This is a genomic window from Methanosalsum zhilinae DSM 4017 (assembly GCF_000217995.1).
Lineage (GTDB): Archaea > Halobacteriota > Methanosarcinia > Methanosarcinales > Methanosarcinaceae > Methanosalsum > Methanosalsum zhilinae.
Genome location: NC_015676.1, coordinates 947,082 through 963,534, shown reverse-complemented (window position 1 = coordinate 963,534; position 16,453 = coordinate 947,082). Strand labels below are relative to the sequence as shown.

Sequence of the window (16,453 nt, the reverse complement as noted above, 5' to 3'; positions counted from 1 at the left end):
TATAAAGGACTGATCTGGAGGATTTAATCTCTGGAAAACCAGTCCCATAATTTATTACTTTCCTCATTATCAATATCAACTACTTTGAAATCCTTCCCTGAAGGAGAGGACAGGACAGAAGCTTTAACCGTATTTAGGTTCCTGATACGCTGAAAAACGTTGGAACTAAGTTCCAGTGATTGGATATGATTTTTCATCATAAGCACATGATATCGGTTTATATTGCGAAAACGTAATGTCAGCTGCTTATCACTGATGAAAGTTCCTCCTGTTTTGTAGCGGGACTGACCCAGCAAAAGCGCCAGAGGTAAAATAATAATTAAAATCCATCCATAAACAAATGTTTGTACAGATAAAGCAACAATTACAATAGCAGGTGCCAGCAATCGAAATACATAGCGCTTTCGGGATCTAGTCGGCAGCGACTGCATATTTTCAGGTATATTATACTCAGGTAATATTTGATCCAGAAAGTTTGTTAATTCTCTCACGCGAAGTAATGGATATAGTACAGTTACATAATTATGTTCTTTAGATCCACCACCTGCAACTTCTGCGGTAATTGAGCACAGACCAAACGGCTGTTTTAGAAGATCTTCCTTTATTGATACTGCCTGCAGCCGATTCAAATTCAAATTGAATTCTTTCTGCTCAATAATTCCCCAGGAGAGACGTATATCGTCAGCCTGGCGGGTTATGGTGAAATCAGCATATTGAATAACAAAAACTATGGTTGATATCATCCAGGATAGGAACAACAGCAGAAATATCAGGACGGTAAGAAGAATAAAATCTACACTATTTTCAGGAATTATCTGTTCCACCAGAAATCTCAGATAGGTCTCAGGAATATAGGGATAAAACTGGGAAAAAGCAGCAGCTATAAGGGAAAATAGAAGCATGAACCTGCCGGATGTAGCTCCTGCAAGAAACAGATCCCATAAAGGAATCTTATGAACATTCTCTATTTTATCTGTTCTCTCCATACCCCTGCTTTTATAGTCAGGCACTTGTCCATAATTTTCCAGATAAGCTTTTATGTTATGGGTCTCTTCCAGATTCACAGCAGTAAGACTCAGTTCAGATTCCTTACTACCACCTGCTGTTTCAACCTGAACTGTCGCAACGCCCAGAAGTCTTTGCAGATAATTGGTTCGTATGTTTACGGTCTGTACACGTTCTCTTTTGATTGAACGCTCTTTTTTAAACAGCAATCCTTTTTTTATATACAGATACCCATCTTGATATTGATATGTATAAAAATACCACTTTATTACAGAATTCAGAAAAAGAATGATCAAAAAAAGAAGTGCTATCCAGAAAAAATCAGAAAAAACGGTTCTGCTTATATCTTCATTTAATGTTAATGCAAAAAGATAAATTGGCGGGAGGCCATAAATCAAACTTTTCAATGTTTCCAGAATGATCATTGACGGATGTTGGCGTTTATAGTCAGACATCTTCATCACTCACTTTTGCAAGAGCTGATATTTCCCCCAAAAGTTTTGAAGCTTTTTCTTTTGATAAAGCAGGAATGCGATGATCAGTAGCAGCAGTGGATATCCTTAATGTTGCCAGCCCAAAATATTTCATGATCGGTCCGTATTCTGTGTCTACGTGTTGAACCCTGATCATGGGTATAAGAGTTCTTCGGATAATAAAAATACCGTGCTGAATATCAATTTCATCTTCCCTTATTTCATATCTCCAAAAACGTATTCTAAGCCGGGGTGCTACTATTGAGGACCATAATGTATAAATCACTACCACTGCCACTCCATACCAGCCCCATCTGGCAGGCCAATCCCAGAGAAACTCACCTAACACCATATATAACAGAGGGATCAGTAAAAGAATAAGACCTTCCAGGATACCACTTAGAAACCACACCTTAAGAGCCCTTGAATCAATACGTTCAGCAGGTTCATTCTCCAGCATCAATTATCTCCATTGTCCAATCTGTAGTTTGGTATGTGCTATATAAATTTACCATTTCAAAGTTGAGAATTAGAACAGCTTTGTTTTATTTAAGTTATTTGTACCTATGAAAATAAAATGAAAAATTTTGCTTAAATAATAGTGTTAAAATAATTAAAAAGTCAACTGTCATAAAGTGAGAACATGATCACAATTAACCCCAGTAAAGCACCGAAAGCTCCTACGATCAATCCAGAAATCAAATAATACACGCTTGAAACCACAACAATACAGCCAATTACAAAGATTACAGCATGAACAAGAAGATTAGAAATAGAACTAGCAAAACTCATATCTAAAAATACATTAAAAAAATACTAAAAGATAACAGAAAAACAGAACCGAATGATAAATAAGTAGTAAATATAAATAGTAAATGTAATAATTTATGACTTATTGTAATTTTAGTATTTATTAGACTTTTTCATTGTGATTCTGGCATTGATATTATCAATGGTATTAATTATCTTCACAGTGATTATTTTATGAATATTATATATTTCATAAAATGATTTCATTAAATCTACTATAGCATTATCAAATATTGCATTGATAATATATACCTCGTTGATTAATTACCATAAGTTATTATATATACTGCTAATACCTATGTAAGTTTAGTCAATAAATGCTGATCAAAGGTATTTGCTGACTAAAAAGCCATGAATGAACAGTTAGTATCTCCTACAATCCTTGCTCATAAATAAGGAGAAAAAACTTCCATTTTGTAACCTGAATGGCTTATGGCAACACCATGCCAATATGGATACATATATGGGGGAAATCTCCCCCGATACTATTTTTTAAATAATTTCTATATTAAAGAGTAAATCATGATAGAAATATAAAATCATGACACAACCAGCCATTCATTTCAAGGATATTTTGCATTTAAAATTAAATACTATTAAAACGTAATCTAACTGGCTACTTAAAAAAATTAATGTATAAATAGGGGTTATGGAGATAACATGAAAAAAATAGTTATAATTATGATAATTTTGATCACACTTTCAGGTATTGGATATGCCCATGGTGCATCAGACAATACTTCTGTTGAAGGTGCTTCTGAGCCAAAAACGGTATTTATCAGGATGCAACAGCTGGCATTTATTCCTTCAAACGTGGAGATAAACGCTGGAGACACCGTAAGGTGGCAAAATTTACAAACTGAGCCAAACAGAGCATTTACACTGGTAAGTGAAGATAGATTATGGCAAAATACAACTCTAACTTATAGAAGATCATTGAGCTACACCTTCAATGAAAGTGGAACTTATCATTTTTATGTCCGGGAATTTCCCGCCAGAATGAGTGGTACAGTTACAGTAATGCCGCCTGCTCAAAAACCACTTGCATCTTTTACAGCAACCCCTGCTTCAGGAGAAGCACCCCTTGAAGTAACATTCATAGATGAATCAGAATATGCCGTTGAATACCAATGGGACTTTGGAGACGGTACAACTTCAACCCAGACAAGCCCAACACATACCTATGAGGAAGTTGGGACCTATACTGTCACACTAACAGTAACTAATGAGGTAGGACAGGATACATTATCCAAAACAATAACGGTTGAAACTCCATCAGAGATGCCATTTGCATCTTTTACAGCAACTCCCACCTCAGGAGAAGTACCCCTTGAAGTAACATTCATAGATGAATCAGAAAATGCTGTTGAATATCACTGGGAATTCGGAGATGGTGAAACATCCACCCAGGCAAACCCATCACATACCTATACACAGCCGGGTATGTACAATGTAACACTGACAGTGACCAACGAAGCTGGACAGGATGTTTCAGAAGTGACTATCACAGCAGAAGAACCGGAACCCTCTCCAATACCAGGGTTTGGAGTTGTTACTCTGATAATATGTCTATTTGTACTTACCTATATGGTAAGAAAGGATGAGTGATTATACATTCACTCATCTCTCAAATTTGAAATTTTTATGTACTTTCCATCAAATCATATGAATTGCAATAACTATCATAGAAATAAGTATTATAGCAGCAGAATAGTATCTCAACATACCAGATACTTGTATTTTATCTGATACAAATAAATATAATAAAAACATCCATAAAGGTGCATTTCTGGAAATAAAACTCATCTCTTCTTCCAGGTAATATTTTGAAAATATAGCAATTATAACTATACATCCAAGAGTTAATAAGGCCAATTTAATCTCATTTTTCAATTTTTTCATAATTATTAATCTATCTATTCTCTTTTAGCAGGGATTATTCAGACAATGTAGTAAGAAATAAAAGTTATAACAATTGTCCATAATAAGAGACTCAGAAACATCCATGCACCAATAACAGACCCACGAGTTCCGAATCCAAGTGCCATAATTGTGCCAAGATTGGTCCCTATGATCCATGGTGAAATTATAGACAGGCCCTGTACACCATATTTATTCCATATTTCCAATGCTTTTCTTTTTATCAAAGATTTATGCAATTCATTATAACTAATCTTTGAGATAAATCTATCGTGAAAGTTTCTGATCCTGCAGTATCCGATTATAATAAAATGGACCTGTATTATCTTTGCAAGAAATACAGCCAGAGCAACCCCAATTGGGTTCAACTCAAAATAAATGCCTATCGGTATCACCATAAATATCTTTACTACAGGGGCAGATGAGATAACAAACAGAAGAATATATGCCCAAAGTCCATCAGCATTATACATTTCTATACTGATTAATTGAATTATCGAATCCATGTCCATATATCAGCAAATGAAAGTACTTTATTCATAAAGTTTTTATCTATTTGTACTTAGTGTACCAATGTAAAATGAAAATTTAGAGCAAGAAAATAAAAAATTGCATCATGATTCAAATGGTTCTGGGATTACATATATACCTGAAATTGCTTATATACAAATAAAATCAAAATATTAAATTGAGCCTGGAATCGGTGGGATAAACATTTTGCCATAAATGCAACACTGGCTTATTGAAGAAATCCTGGAATGAGAATTAATGACAGATCTCAAACAATTACTTGTCCTTTCTTTTGGTAGTATTAGTAGCGCCAAACTCAGATCAGCTCTTACAACACTGGGCATAATAATTGGTGTTGCTGCTGTGGTGGCCAATGTATCTCTGGGTGCAAGTTTTAACCAATATTTCACAGATGAACTTGGAGAAATTGGGGATAATTTTATTGTTATTTTCAGTGAAGACATAAATGTTTTTGATGATAACCAGCTTGAAATAATCCGAAGAACGCCTGGTGTCGATGGAGTATCACCTATTAAGCAAAGAGTTGCAGAGGTGACATTTATGTCCGTTTCAAGACAGATCAATATTCAGGGCACCACACAGGATTATGCAGATGTAGCAAGTCTTAGTCTGGAAAGTGGAAATTTTTTTACTGATAAAAGTAAATATGTAGCTGTAATCGGGGACAGTGTTGCTAACGAAAGATTTGATCGAAGTATACATACAAGAAATTCAATAGAAATTTCATTTAGAAGAACTGACGGAACGGTTAAAACTCAAAAGTTTAAAGTCATTGGTGTCATTGAAAGCCCCGATTCTGAATTTATACAATCAGGAGCAGAGCCGGATAATAGAATTTTTATACCCATCTCAGTTATGAACGAACTGTTAGATGAAACGGATTATGGTGGTTTTTCAGCAAGAACTGCTACTGCAGAAGAAGTTAGACCAGTTTCTGAACAGATCGATCGAAATCTTGCACGCAGTCTTGGAGTATCTACCAGAGATATAGACAACGATGATGCAAAGCCATATTCAATATTTAATCAGGCAGACATTATAGACCAGTTAAATGAACTTTCTGGAGCACTGACGGTACTTATTACATCTGTAGCATTAATAGCACTTCTTGTAGGATCTATCGGAATCATGAACATAATGCTGGTAACAGTAACTGAAAGAACAAAAGAAATAGGCCTAATGAAGTCTCTGGGATTCACCTATGCAGACATTTTGGGTTTGTTTATAATAGAGTCGATTATAATTGGCCTGATTGGAGGTATACTGGGAACTTTGCTAGGATTGGTTGGATCTTTTGCTGTCGAAATTTATCTGGATCTTCCGCATGTATTCCCATTATATCTTATCTTAACCGGGTTTTTAATATCAGTGATTATAGGGCTTATTTCAGGTATCTATCCTGCAAATAAGGCTGCAAAGATGAATCCTGTGGATGCATTAAGGCAAAATTGAGGTGTTACATCTTTATTTTACCTTATTCATTATCAAAAAGGTCAATTAAACCATTGACAGCAGTATAAATACTTCCAGCACCCGTAATATAATATGCAATTCTTAAAACTTCAAACATTTCCTCTTTTGTAGCTCCCTCATCCATGGCTCTTCTTGCAAGAGCCTTGACGCCATCAACTGCTCCTTTGGAAGCGTCAAGGGACATTGCTATGAGTAACTTGTATTTCAGAGGGATATCTCCATCCGCAAATGACAGATTAGCTGTATTTTCAATCTGACCGAACAATTCCGGATCATTATTTCTTATTATTTTCAATGGGTCTTCGGGCATTGACTTTTTCACTCCACAGCTCGATTAATTCTATCATTTATTTTATCTGGTTATATTTTTATCGCAAACCATTAAATCGCAAGTCCCAGAAAAGTCCATGCAACAGTCAGCACAGATCCAGCTCCAATAAGACATCCACTCATTTTGCCCATAGATGAACTTAATGAAGTTCTTGCTTCCTGAATACCATATTCTCTCAATCTCTCTGCAACTGATCCTTCAAACAATCCTGCCAGACCATCTGTAATGGAATCACCGATTGCACTTCCAATAATCGCCCCAAGAATTCCAGCAAGAGAAGCTCCAATTAGTGCAGCGATCATTAACACTCCTGTATCAATTGCTCCAAATATGACATCAGCACCGTTTGACCTTACACTTCTTCCACTGAATTTAATGATAGTAAGTGGGAATAATCCAAAGAAAGCTATCAAAGGACCCAGAATTCTGGTATGTTCGACTGAATATGCGACCAATACAATCAGTATCACAGATAAAACGATAAGACTGACCACTGCAGGAATAAAACTTTCCTTATTCATAAATTAACATTGATTGATACGGTTATTTATGAAATTTTAAAAATTACCTTGATTTGTAATGGACCATGCTTGATCTCTTAATACTATAAAATTAGCTTCCACCCATAACATGAAATTATGGTCAGTATAATAGTCCATATCAACAGGCTCAGGAACATCCAGATTCCAACCCTTACTGCCTGTGCTCCAAATCCAAGAGCTGTAAAAGCTGCAACATGGGTGCCTGTAACTCCAGGAGATATGAGCGAGAGACCAGGGACTCCATATTTGTCCCAGATAATGACAGTTTTTTTCAGTTTACTGGACACATCCGGACCATCAAGATCAAGGCTAAACTTTTCCCGGAAAAAGGTGACCTTTGAGTAGGCCAGTAAACCCAGATATAATGGAACAATATTTCCAAGAAAAGCAGAAATAGCTGTTGAAAATGGATCCAGTCCGGCCCCAATCGCAACCGGAATAACAATGAATATTTTGATCATAGGTGCTGCTGCAAGAAGAAATACAAGACAATATGCCCAAAGTCCATCAGCACAATTGAGCTGTGAAACCAATGATTGGGATACCGGATCCATTTAAAACACTCAATAAAAATAACTTCACATATTTTAATTTAACTTAAAATCAGATGAACTTTTTTGACTAAATAATGATCGATTGACATTTAATTAAATTCTACTTTTGCTATCTCAGGTTATTATCTCAAATCCATAAAATGAAATAGTGGTGATTAAAACCGTCCAAAGAAGCAGGCTTAAGAACATCCATATTCCAAGAACAGTCATACGTGCACCAAAACCAAGTGCCATTACTGTGGCAAGATGAGTACCGGTGATTCCAGGAGAGATTATTGAAAGACCAGGAACACCATATTTATTCCATACCTCCCTGGCTTTCTTCTTTCTTCCTGAAGTGTTCACCTGCTCACACTCAACTTCTGAATTGAACCTTTCGCGAAAAGAATTCATCTGCGAGTATGCAATAATGATTAGATATACAGGGATAAGGTTTCCAATAAAGGCTGATAAAGCCACTATAAATGGATTCAGTCCAATCCCAATAGCTATTGGGATTACAATCAATATTTCAATCAGTGGTATAGCTGCAAGTATGAATACTAGAAGATAAGCCAGCAATCCCTCAGAATTGTGCAGTTGTGAGATCATTAGATCAAGCATAGTTTCAATATCCAGGTCATGATTGATGAGAATTCATTTTAGAATGGAACTTAACCGATAAAAATGATTCTGATACCAGAAATAATAAAATCCAATATCAGAACATAACATCGCAATACACTCAGGAACTTCGTTCCATTATCTGTTCATGATTACGGCCTCTGGTCAAACCCCAATCATGGTTCTGTCTGCACGATCTAATTTCATTGATGAAAGCAGGACCATATTTTTTCAATTTGTGTTCACCTACACCATGTATTTTCAGAAACTCTACATGGTTTTCAGGCAGTGTGGAAGCCATTTCCATAAGACTCCTATCTGAAAATATTATATAAGGAGGAACATTCTGTTCATCTGCAATTTGTTTTCTCAATTTCCTCAAAGATTTAAAAAGACCAGGAATAGCTTCCTCATTTAGGTTTTTTTCTGAGTTTACATTAACAGTTTTAGAAGGCACAGTCAGTTCAATCCTTAGATTACCATTTAGCACATCTTCACTTTTACCATTCAGATTCAAAATCGGGTATCTGCCACCCTTTTGTTCCAATATTCCCTTATTTATCAACTCACGTAATATGTCCAGCCACTGTTTTTTAGTAAAAAATTCTCCCTTCCCATAACTTTCAAGAAGATGATGACTGTTCTTCTGGATTTTCTTTGAACCTGATCCGGTAAGAACATCTACTGTATAACATGCACCATATCTCTGGTCGAGATCCTTTATACATTTAAGAATCATTTCAGCATATTTTGTTCCTTCAAATTTTTCTTTTGGATTAAGGCAAACATCACATTTTTTGCAGTTAGACTCTGGATAGGTCTCTCCAAAATATTCAAGCAATACTTTTCTGCGACATTGATTGCTCTCACAGTAATTTATCATCTGTCTCAACTGCATCAAAGCAGCATCTCTTTCTTCTTTAGTCTTTTTTTGTTCTATAAAGTATTCAATTTTATACTTATCAGCATAACTGAAAAAAAGAACACATTCACATGGCAGTCCATCACGACCACCTCTTCCAGTCTCCTGATAGTAGCTTTCCAGGTTCTTTGGAAGATCATAATGTATAACAAACCGTACATCGGGTTTGTCAATACCCATTCCAAACGCCACAGTTGCAACAATTATATCTGTATTATCCTGAATAAAAGAATTCTGATTGTATTCTCTTTTAAAATCAGAAAGTCCTGCATGATAAGCAAGTGTTTTGAAGCCATCTTTATTGAGTCTTTTTGAAAGGGTTTCAACCATACTGCGGCTTTGACAGTAGATTATCCCGGATTCTCCACGATGTTTTTTCAGATAAGCCTTCAATTGACGGTATGTATCTTTTTTTGTTTTTACATGATAAAAAAGGTTTTTTCGATTAAAACTGGCCCTATAAGTTCTGCAATCCTCAAGGCTTAGTTGTTTTACTATATCCTTTTCTACCTTGGGACTGGCAGTAGCAGTAAGAGCAACGATCGGTACATTCCTGAACCTTTTTTTTAGAATATTTAGTCTGCGATATTCAGGCCTGAAATCATGACCCCACTCTGAAATGCAATGTGCTTCATCCACTGCAAACATACTCACCTTCCCCTTTTTGAGATAAGAAAAGGTATCACTCATGATCAGTCTTTCAGGTGCTACATATAGAATTTTGATCCGATTATCAATCAACTTCTCATGAACCTGTTTTATCTGAGAATAACCAAGGGTGCTATTAAGATATTCTGCTGCGATTCCATTAGATTTAAGATTATCAACCTGGTCCTTCATAAGGGAGATCAGAGGGGATATAACAACAGTGACACCATCCATCATAAGTGCAGGCAATTGATAGCATAGAGATTTTCCGCCACCTGTAGGCATTAATGCAAACGTATCCTTTCCCTCTAGAATATCGCTTATTATCTCTTTCTGAAGAGGACGAAAATCATTATAGCCAAAATATTTCTGCAGAATATGTTGCATAAAAATTACCCGATAATAAAGTGATGATAAGTATTTTTACATTATTAGTTCAATTGTAATATATAAACAGAATCCTTGCAGTGTGAAAGTAAACTAACCAATTCAATTTTATAGGTAAAGAGTCAAAATCCCGATGTCTTTAGCACCGGATTAAATCAAAGATTTAATGGGAATTTCATAATCCGGTTCATTGTGCAAAAATCGATTACTTTGCTACTATAACATCAACCGGTATTCTCCACATCGACATACGGGCCACCTCAATCACCTCAAATCCGGCTTCTTCCATGGACTGCCTGGTATATATTGGTCTGCAGTCAAATACAGAAGGTAATTTTTCATGCAGCCATTCATACAATTTCATGAAAATATTTTCCTGTTCCTGCCTGGATAATGCTATAACACAGATACGACCACTACTCTTTAGAACCCTTCGACATTCACCAAGAACTTCCGGAATCTGGGCAGTATCAAACAGTTCAAGAACAAAACTCATGAAGAGCACATCAAATGAGTTATTCCTGAAAGGAAGATACACAGCATCACCTCTTATCAAATCAGTCCTGTCAGATACTTCCCTGTCCTGAATTTCATTTCTGGCCCTTTTTAACATCTGTCCAGAAATATCTATTCCGCATACTTTTGCATTTTTTCCAGCTGATAGGGCCAGAGAAGCCGTGCATTTGCCAGGACCACAGCCAACATCAAGAACCGATTCACCCTTTTTCATTTTAAGCATCTGAAGTCCTTTCTTTTTGGATCTTCTCTCAAACACATCGATTATCCAGTAGATTCTGCTCAGGCGGTCATAATTTATTTGAGCTTCTTTTTTTGTGCGTGTTACCCGGCTAATATCCGTTTCATTTACCATAAATAGCTTTTTTTGAGTTCTATAATATATAGTTCATTTGTATTATTTGCATTTCATATTTTTAATTGATATGCAAGTTCACAGATTCGTTTAGGAATGTTTCTGTCACCATTTTGTTGCAAGTGACCATAAATAGTAATCAGTGCAATAAAAATATGATAAGATCTATTACATATAGAAAATTTGTACAAATAATTGTTTTGCACAAAAACATTTGCCTAAAATCGCATAATATTGGAATTAAGGAAAAAATGGATATTCTACCACACTACGATGCCGAAAAAGGATCTATAGATAAACAAATGGTCGCAAAGAAATAAGTATAAATTTGGATAGCAAAAACTGTGCCCAATAGTAAAAATTATTGCAGAAAAATAAATAAGGAAAATGATGAGTACAGAATGAAACTGTATTCATCCTGATATCGGATTATTGGTTTCTGACCGGTCTTTTTGGTTTTGCAGCTTTTATTTTTGAAGCTACTTTGTCGTCAGATATATTCCTATACTTTACTCGCCTTTTTCTGTTTCCATTCATTTTTTGATCTTTACTTGAGCCAGGTGGTTTCTGAACTTTCTTCCATGAGGATCTGGGACCAGATTCTTTGTTCTTATTTCTGGATTTGTTATCCCTAAATTTATTGTTGCTTGACCCACTGCTTCTGGAATCGAACTGAACCCTGGAAAAATCATCGCATTCAAGATTTTCAATGTTTACATTATATTTTTTAACAATTGTTTTGAATACTTTATTGTCACCGGGACTTAATAGGGTAATTGCTTTACCAGATTCACCGGCTCTTGCAGTACGTCCGATCCTGTGAATATACTCTTCCGGATTGTGGGAGAGACCATAATTATAAACGTGGCTTACACCTTTTATATCCAAACCTCTGGAAGCAACACCTGAAGCAATAAGAATCTTGGGTCTTCCTTTATTGAAATTATCTATTACCTTAAGCCGGTTGCTCTGCTTTATTTTACCATGGATCATGTTGGCTTTTATTCCATTTGATCGCAGGTTCTTTGAAACTGTTTCCACATTTGCGCGTGTTGGACAGAATACAATAACTCTATCTGAAGTTTCTTCCCTGAGAAGATGTACAAGTAAAGAGAATTTTTCTTTCTGGTCAACCCTGTAGTAATATTGCTTTAATAGTGTATCGTCTACATGCGCTTCCGATTTTTCAAATGCAGGATTATTCATATATTTTGTTTTGAGCTGATTTATTTCGTCTGATATTGTTGCCCCAAATAGAGCAATCTGTCTTTTATGGGGTACAGCCTTCAATATCTTTTTAATATCCTCAAAAAACCCCATATCAACCATAATATCAGCTTCATCAAGGACCAGAGTTTCAACATTGGATAAATCTATGGTCTTTCTCTGAACATGATCAAGTAATCTGCCTGGTGTAGCTACCACAATATCTGCCCTGGATAGTTGTCTGATCTGGGGACCAATGGCAACTCCACCATAAATGGTTGCTATTGAAAAATCAATATATTTTCCAAACTTGTTAAATTCATTGGATATCTGAGAAGCAAGTTCACGGGTAGGAACTACAATTAACGATTGAATACCTTGCCCACGTACTATTTTATCGAGTAAGGGTATCGCAAAAGCAGCAGTTTTTCCGGATCCGGTATGTGAAATTCCTATAACATCTTTTCCTGAAGCGATCAAAGGAATTGTCTGCTCCTGAATATCTGTTGGAGCCGTTATACCTTCATTATTAAGCGCTCTGACTATCTGTGATTTTATATTAAATGATTCGAATGACATGATTTACCTACTTATATTTAAAGTGAACTACCCCAAAGCATGGCTTATGGAGCTTTCTGCTTCATACCTTAAACCCTTGGATCTCAGGTCTGCAGACTCTTCCCCTCGTCCCGAGGGTGCTCAATTATAACCATACTTTGATCCTGCAATTTGATTTTTATAATCTGATCGCAGCATTTAATGTTTCTAATATACTTTTTATACATTGTTGATAAATCGATATCAAGAATCACTATCAATATATGGTTTAAACATAATTTTGAAAAACAAAATTTATTAGATTTTGTTGAAACAGATATTTTGTTAATGAACATCTGTTGCCGCTTTCAAAAATGATTGTGGTGTACATAGAGTTACTATGATTTAAACGTTTTGATAAATAAAATAAATTTGCAGCATGTTCATCAATACTACGAATATATTTGATCCAGATATGCTCCATCAGGTTATACAGATAAATTTATTGCTGTAAATTGAGATTATTAATTGGGAGATTATGAAGATATTAAGATGCAGGGATCTGGGATTCAATTGTGGTTTCATAACCACTGGTTATGATGCAGATGAGCTTAAAAAAAATATGCAGGAACACATTGAAACAATACACAGAGAATCATTTGAAAAAATGGATGAAGACGATAAAGAAGATATAAAGTACCGAATGGACTTTCTTCTATCCAGAGGTTGCGGCTGTGGTGCATTATAAATATTTATCTTCGGTTACTGAATTCATAAGTACCTTATTCCAGGAGAAATAATATGGAATTATTGCTTACATCAAAAGGAATTGGAGGACAGCTGAAATCTTTCAAGGATCTTGTCAAAGATTCTGAAGAGATCACTTTCGTAGGAACACCGGGTTTTTGTACACCTTTTGCAGAACTTCTATCATTTACACTTAGGGATAGCGAAAAAAGGCTGGTTTTTGTTCCAAATATGGATAAAGATTCTGCAAAGATTTTAGCTTTCACTGATGATGGAATGCAGCTTAGAGATACAGCAGATCCGCTGGCAGACACCGTTGTGTTATTGGGAGGACTGGCAATCCCTAAAAACCAGATTGATCCGCAGAATATGAATCGGTTTGTCCAGATGATCAGTAAAGGTAGAAATAGTAAAATTATAGGTGTCTGTTTTCAATCAATTTTCCAGGAACAGAAGTGGACAGATCATATCAAATTTGATTATATAATTGACGCTGATCTCTCTGTTGAAGTGATCAAAATGTGATAAATCTTCCTGCGTAATTAAATAAATGAAATGTTAAACAATAGTATTTGTAACAGTAATTGTTTTCGCTTAATACTTATTTTGACATATAATAAAAAAATCAAAAAATTAACTAACTGTTCAGTTGCCAAAAAATATATCATATTGAGTATTATAATTTCATAAAAAATATCCATGAAAATAAGCGGAGAGGGTAATATTAATTATCTTAAAATATCTGAAGATTCAGGTGCAGAAGATCTTGAACCAATGGCCTTTGCAATACATTCACTTTTGGGTCTGCCCACAACAATGAGAAGCCTTAACAAAAAAGGGATCCGGCTGGAAAAAAATAAAGTTCTTGATACAAATTATACAGGTCCGGTCCTTGAAGAAGCCCTGAAAACAAACAAGCTGGTACGTAAGATCCCTGACGAAGGTCAATATAAAGGAAAAGCAGTAATAGTAGCCCCCTTAAGATCTAAAGAAGGAGATGTGATCGCAGCTATTGGAGTGGTGGATCTACTTGCAGCGCTTGATATAATGTCACTTTTTGATGAGTATCCAGGAATTGTTGAAGAAGTAGAAAAAGCAAAAAAAGAAATATACCGGGAAAAATAATGGCATTTTTAATCTAAGTTTGATTTAACAAATACAGGTGCAATGGATGATGAAGAAAATACTGAATTCATTTTCTCTGTGATCTGTATATTTCATCTACACGACTGATAGTATCGGCTTCATGTGGAGATTTATCATCCCTTATACTGACAAGTCGTGGAAAACGAAGTGCATAACCGGACTCATAATTTGTGCTTTTCTGTATCTCTTCAAAAGCAACCTCAAAAACAATTTCCGGTTTAAATTCAAGATCTCTTCCGGATTCAACAACTATAAGGTCAGAAAACAATCCTGTTAGTTCAACAAGGTTTTCATCGGTTATACCAGTTCCAACCTTTCCAATGGGTAAAAAGTTTCCACTATCTGGGTCATAACATGAAAGTGTATAAGATCCTATAAAATTAGTACGTCTTCCGTATCCCCATTCTCCTCCAATTACCACAAGATCCAGCGTTTCCATTACTGGCTTTTTCTTGAGCCAGTTTTTGCCTCTTTTACCGGGTGTATATGGTGACTGTGGATTTTTGATCATTATCCCTTCATGACCCGCTCTTATTGCTTCACTATATATCTTTTCTCCAATTTCAGGATCATCTGTTACAACCTGCTGATCAACTGTGATGGAGTTACTGTTCCTGACACATTCGCCAAGCAGTCTTCTACGTTCAATGAGTGAAAGATCAATAAGATAATCACCATTCAGATACATTATATCAAAGAATTTTACAGTCAGGGGTATATCTCTTGTAGTGATCTCTATATCGTACTTTCTACGAAGCCTTTTGAGTATTTCCTGAAATGGTTTCGGTTTTCCATTTTCGTCCACAGCAAAGGCTTCCCCATCCAATATTGCAGTATCTGCATTAACATACTCCTTTACAGCAGATACTACATCGGGTAGCGAATTAGTGATATTCTCCAGCTTCCTTGAATATATCGAAACTTTATCCTTATCCTTATGCACCTGGAGTCTTGCACCATCAAATTTCCATTCAATAGCAGCTTCTTCCATTTCCTCAATAGCGGTTTTAATACTGGGAGTTACCTGAGCAAGCATTAGTTTAATGGGCCGATTCAATTCCATATTTAACTTTTCAACTTCTTCAATACCACCTTTTTTTGCAGCCAATCCAACTGCTCCCATATCATTGGTCAGCATAAATCCCCTTTCAATAGACTCTGCCGGAACATCAAAAGCCAGAGCAATAGCATCTCTTACAATTCCTTCCCCGACACCAATTCTCAACTCTTCAAGGACAAGACGCGCCATGTACTGAGATTCCTGTGGCGATGCTTTACTGAAAATATACTGCAGATTTTTCATCTTTATGTTCTGAGAACCTTTACCATTAATTGCAGCAATTTTTTTTAGTGCTTCATATACATCTATTATGGATAATTGTGTATTATCATCAAAAAAGACACTGAAGGTTACCTGATCCCCGGATTTATTTTTCATGACTTCAATGGTTGTTTTACCAATATCACCCGTCTTTCGAACAATCTCTTTAATTTCGTCTACTGAAAGTCCCGATACTTTAGATAAAGAGGTATAGTAAAGCCCTTTACCTATACCAAGTTCTTCTTCACTCCAGGCAGGAAATACTTCCCCCATAATAAAATGTATGACAACTGGAAGTTCTTCAGTATCAACTATCCTGAAAAACTCAGCTACCATATCTGTAATTTCAAGTGAACTGCTTGTATTCTCTATCTGACTGCATACATGCGCAAATTCTTTGAAAGCTGTCATATTACTGAATAATTA

At 35.7% G+C, this 16,453-nt stretch carries 18 protein-coding genes; 5 read left to right on the top strand and 13 right to left on the bottom strand.

The genetic code is table 11. The features are described from left to right. Nucleotides 1-23 precede the first annotated feature (23 nt). The 3 genes from MZHIL_RS04495 to MZHIL_RS10510 form a co-directional block, all read right to left on the bottom strand. Nucleotides 24-1,460 (bottom strand): PH domain-containing protein, encoded by a 1,437-nt coding sequence (locus tag MZHIL_RS04495; RefSeq protein ID WP_013898185.1) that lies wholly within the window; start codon nucleotides 1,458-1,460, stop codon nucleotides 24-26. Then, the gene (locus tag MZHIL_RS04490) at nucleotides 1,453-1,938 is read right to left on the bottom strand and encodes a PH domain-containing protein (RefSeq protein WP_013898184.1); all 486 of its coding nucleotides are present in this window, start codon (nucleotides 1,936-1,938) and stop codon (nucleotides 1,453-1,455) included. The genes MZHIL_RS04495 and MZHIL_RS04490 overlap by 8 nt, the downstream gene beginning before the upstream one ends. 161 nt (nucleotides 1,939-2,099) lie before the next feature. Continuing rightward, nucleotides 2,100-2,270: a hypothetical protein gene (locus MZHIL_RS10510; RefSeq protein ID WP_013898183.1), complete on the bottom strand. Its 171-nt coding sequence runs from the start codon at nucleotides 2,268-2,270 to the stop codon at nucleotides 2,100-2,102. A gap of 678 nt (nucleotides 2,271-2,948) precedes the next feature. Here MZHIL_RS10510 and MZHIL_RS10195 point away from each other — a divergent pair. Then, nucleotides 2,949-3,896, top strand: a complete 948-nt coding sequence (locus MZHIL_RS10195; protein WP_013898182.1) for a PKD domain-containing protein — start codon at nucleotides 2,949-2,951, stop codon at nucleotides 3,894-3,896. A 48-nt stretch (nucleotides 3,897-3,944) separates the two neighbouring features. On the opposite strand, the gene MZHIL_RS04480 is transcribed toward MZHIL_RS10195, so the two are convergent. After that, nucleotides 3,945-4,190, bottom strand: a complete 246-nt coding sequence (locus tag MZHIL_RS04480) for a hypothetical protein (protein ID WP_013898181.1) — start codon at nucleotides 4,188-4,190, stop codon at nucleotides 3,945-3,947. A gap of 38 nt (nucleotides 4,191-4,228) precedes the next feature. Then, complete coding sequence (locus tag MZHIL_RS04475) at nucleotides 4,229-4,714, bottom strand: hypothetical protein (RefSeq protein WP_245527565.1); 486 nt, start codon at nucleotides 4,712-4,714, stop codon at nucleotides 4,229-4,231. A 262-nt stretch (nucleotides 4,715-4,976) separates the two neighbouring features. Between MZHIL_RS04475 and MZHIL_RS04470 the strand changes: the two genes are divergently transcribed. Further along, on the top strand, nucleotides 4,977-6,191 hold the full coding sequence (locus tag MZHIL_RS04470) for an ABC transporter permease (protein ID WP_013898179.1): 1,215 nt from the start codon (nucleotides 4,977-4,979) through the stop codon (nucleotides 6,189-6,191). Nucleotides 6,192-6,213: 22 nt separating this feature from the next. On the opposite strand, the gene MZHIL_RS04465 is transcribed toward MZHIL_RS04470, so the two are convergent. The 7 genes from MZHIL_RS04465 to MZHIL_RS04435 form a co-directional block, all read right to left on the bottom strand. Continuing rightward, on the bottom strand, nucleotides 6,214-6,534 hold the full coding sequence (locus tag MZHIL_RS04465; protein WP_342626842.1) for a carboxymuconolactone decarboxylase family protein: 321 nt from the start codon (nucleotides 6,532-6,534) through the stop codon (nucleotides 6,214-6,216). A 59-nt stretch (nucleotides 6,535-6,593) separates the two neighbouring features. Further along, nucleotides 6,594-7,064 (bottom strand): hypothetical protein, encoded by a 471-nt coding sequence (locus MZHIL_RS04460; protein WP_013898177.1) that lies wholly within the window; start codon nucleotides 7,062-7,064, stop codon nucleotides 6,594-6,596. 83 nt (nucleotides 7,065-7,147) lie between these two features. Then, a complete protein-coding gene (locus MZHIL_RS04455) occupies nucleotides 7,148-7,639 on the bottom strand; it encodes a small multi-drug export protein (RefSeq protein ID WP_013898176.1) in 492 nt (163 codons plus the stop codon). A 114-nt stretch (nucleotides 7,640-7,753) separates the two neighbouring features. Beyond that, nucleotides 7,754-8,242 carry a small multi-drug export protein gene (locus tag MZHIL_RS04450; protein ID WP_013898175.1) on the bottom strand — a complete coding sequence of 163 codons (489 nt, stop codon included), beginning with the start codon at nucleotides 8,240-8,242 and terminating at the stop codon, nucleotides 7,754-7,756. A gap of 121 nt (nucleotides 8,243-8,363) precedes the next feature. Continuing rightward, the gene (gene recQ, locus MZHIL_RS04445) at nucleotides 8,364-10,199 is read right to left on the bottom strand and encodes a DNA helicase RecQ (protein ID WP_013898174.1); all 1,836 of its coding nucleotides are present in this window, start codon (nucleotides 10,197-10,199) and stop codon (nucleotides 8,364-8,366) included. 205 nt (nucleotides 10,200-10,404) lie between these two features. After that, nucleotides 10,405-11,070 carry a class I SAM-dependent methyltransferase gene (locus MZHIL_RS04440; protein WP_013898173.1) on the bottom strand — a complete coding sequence of 222 codons (666 nt, stop codon included), beginning with the start codon at nucleotides 11,068-11,070 and terminating at the stop codon, nucleotides 10,405-10,407. Nucleotides 11,071-11,499: 429 nt separating this feature from the next. Continuing rightward, nucleotides 11,500-12,855 (bottom strand): DEAD/DEAH box helicase, encoded by a 1,356-nt coding sequence (locus MZHIL_RS04435; RefSeq protein ID WP_013898172.1) that lies wholly within the window; start codon nucleotides 12,853-12,855, stop codon nucleotides 11,500-11,502. Nucleotides 12,856-13,351: 496 nt separating this feature from the next. On the opposite strand from MZHIL_RS04435, the gene MZHIL_RS04430 reads away from it, so the two are divergent. The 3 genes from MZHIL_RS04430 to MZHIL_RS04420 all read left to right on the top strand — a co-directional run bounded on the left by MZHIL_RS04430 (nucleotide 13,352) and on the right by MZHIL_RS04420 (nucleotide 14,685). After that, complete coding sequence (locus MZHIL_RS04430; protein WP_013898171.1) at nucleotides 13,352-13,561, top strand: DUF1059 domain-containing protein; 210 nt, start codon at nucleotides 13,352-13,354, stop codon at nucleotides 13,559-13,561. Between the two features lie 53 nt (nucleotides 13,562-13,614). Further along, complete coding sequence (locus MZHIL_RS04425; protein ID WP_013898170.1) at nucleotides 13,615-14,085, top strand: DUF2124 domain-containing protein; 471 nt, start codon at nucleotides 13,615-13,617, stop codon at nucleotides 14,083-14,085. A 174-nt stretch (nucleotides 14,086-14,259) separates the two neighbouring features. Next, entirely contained in the window at nucleotides 14,260-14,685 is a 426-nt protein-coding gene (locus MZHIL_RS04420; protein ID WP_013898169.1) for a DUF2111 domain-containing protein, read from the top strand. A gap of 67 nt (nucleotides 14,686-14,752) precedes the next feature. On the opposite strand, the gene MZHIL_RS04415 is transcribed toward MZHIL_RS04420, so the two are convergent. Next, the gene (locus tag MZHIL_RS04415; protein WP_013898168.1) at nucleotides 14,753-16,438 is read right to left on the bottom strand and encodes an ATP-dependent DNA ligase; all 1,686 of its coding nucleotides are present in this window, start codon (nucleotides 16,436-16,438) and stop codon (nucleotides 14,753-14,755) included. Between the last annotated feature and the right edge of the window lie 15 nt (nucleotides 16,439-16,453).

Excerpts from the sequence above, each read along its gene's own strand:
- MZHIL_RS04495 (WP_013898185.1), bottom strand. The coding sequence starts at position 1,460 with ATGTCTGACTATAAACGCCAACATCCGTCAATGATCATTCTGGAAACA.
- MZHIL_RS04490 (WP_013898184.1), bottom strand. The coding sequence starts at position 1,938 with ATGCTGGAGAATGAACCTGCTGAACGTATTGATTCAAGGGCTCTTAAG.
- MZHIL_RS10510 (WP_013898183.1), bottom strand. The coding sequence starts at position 2,270 with ATGAGTTTTGCTAGTTCTATTTCTAATCTTCTTGTTCATGCTGTAATC.
- MZHIL_RS10195 (WP_013898182.1), top strand. The coding sequence starts at position 2,949 with ATGAAAAAAATAGTTATAATTATGATAATTTTGATCACACTTTCAGGT.
- MZHIL_RS04480 (WP_013898181.1), bottom strand. The coding sequence starts at position 4,190 with ATGAAAAAATTGAAAAATGAGATTAAATTGGCCTTATTAACTCTTGGA.
- MZHIL_RS04475 (WP_245527565.1), bottom strand. The coding sequence starts at position 4,714 with ATGGATTCGATAATTCAATTAATCAGTATAGAAATGTATAATGCTGAT.
- MZHIL_RS04470 (WP_013898179.1), top strand. The coding sequence starts at position 4,977 with ATGACAGATCTCAAACAATTACTTGTCCTTTCTTTTGGTAGTATTAGT.
- MZHIL_RS04460 (WP_013898177.1), bottom strand. The coding sequence starts at position 7,064 with ATGAATAAGGAAAGTTTTATTCCTGCAGTGGTCAGTCTTATCGTTTTA.
- MZHIL_RS04455 (WP_013898176.1), bottom strand. The coding sequence starts at position 7,639 with ATGGATCCGGTATCCCAATCATTGGTTTCACAGCTCAATTGTGCTGAT.
- MZHIL_RS04450 (WP_013898175.1), bottom strand. The coding sequence starts at position 8,242 with ATGCTTGATCTAATGATCTCACAACTGCACAATTCTGAGGGATTGCTG.
- recQ (WP_013898174.1), bottom strand. The coding sequence starts at position 10,199 with ATGCAACATATTCTGCAGAAATATTTTGGCTATAATGATTTTCGTCCT.
- MZHIL_RS04440 (WP_013898173.1), bottom strand. The coding sequence starts at position 11,070 with ATGGTAAATGAAACGGATATTAGCCGGGTAACACGCACAAAAAAAGAA.
- MZHIL_RS04435 (WP_013898172.1), bottom strand. The coding sequence starts at position 12,855 with ATGTCATTCGAATCATTTAATATAAAATCACAGATAGTCAGAGCGCTT.
- MZHIL_RS04430 (WP_013898171.1), top strand. The coding sequence starts at position 13,352 with ATGAAGATATTAAGATGCAGGGATCTGGGATTCAATTGTGGTTTCATA.
- MZHIL_RS04425 (WP_013898170.1), top strand. The coding sequence starts at position 13,615 with ATGGAATTATTGCTTACATCAAAAGGAATTGGAGGACAGCTGAAATCT.
- MZHIL_RS04420 (WP_013898169.1), top strand. The coding sequence starts at position 14,260 with ATGAAAATAAGCGGAGAGGGTAATATTAATTATCTTAAAATATCTGAA.
- MZHIL_RS04415 (WP_013898168.1), bottom strand. The coding sequence starts at position 16,438 with ATGACAGCTTTCAAAGAATTTGCGCATGTATGCAGTCAGATAGAGAAT.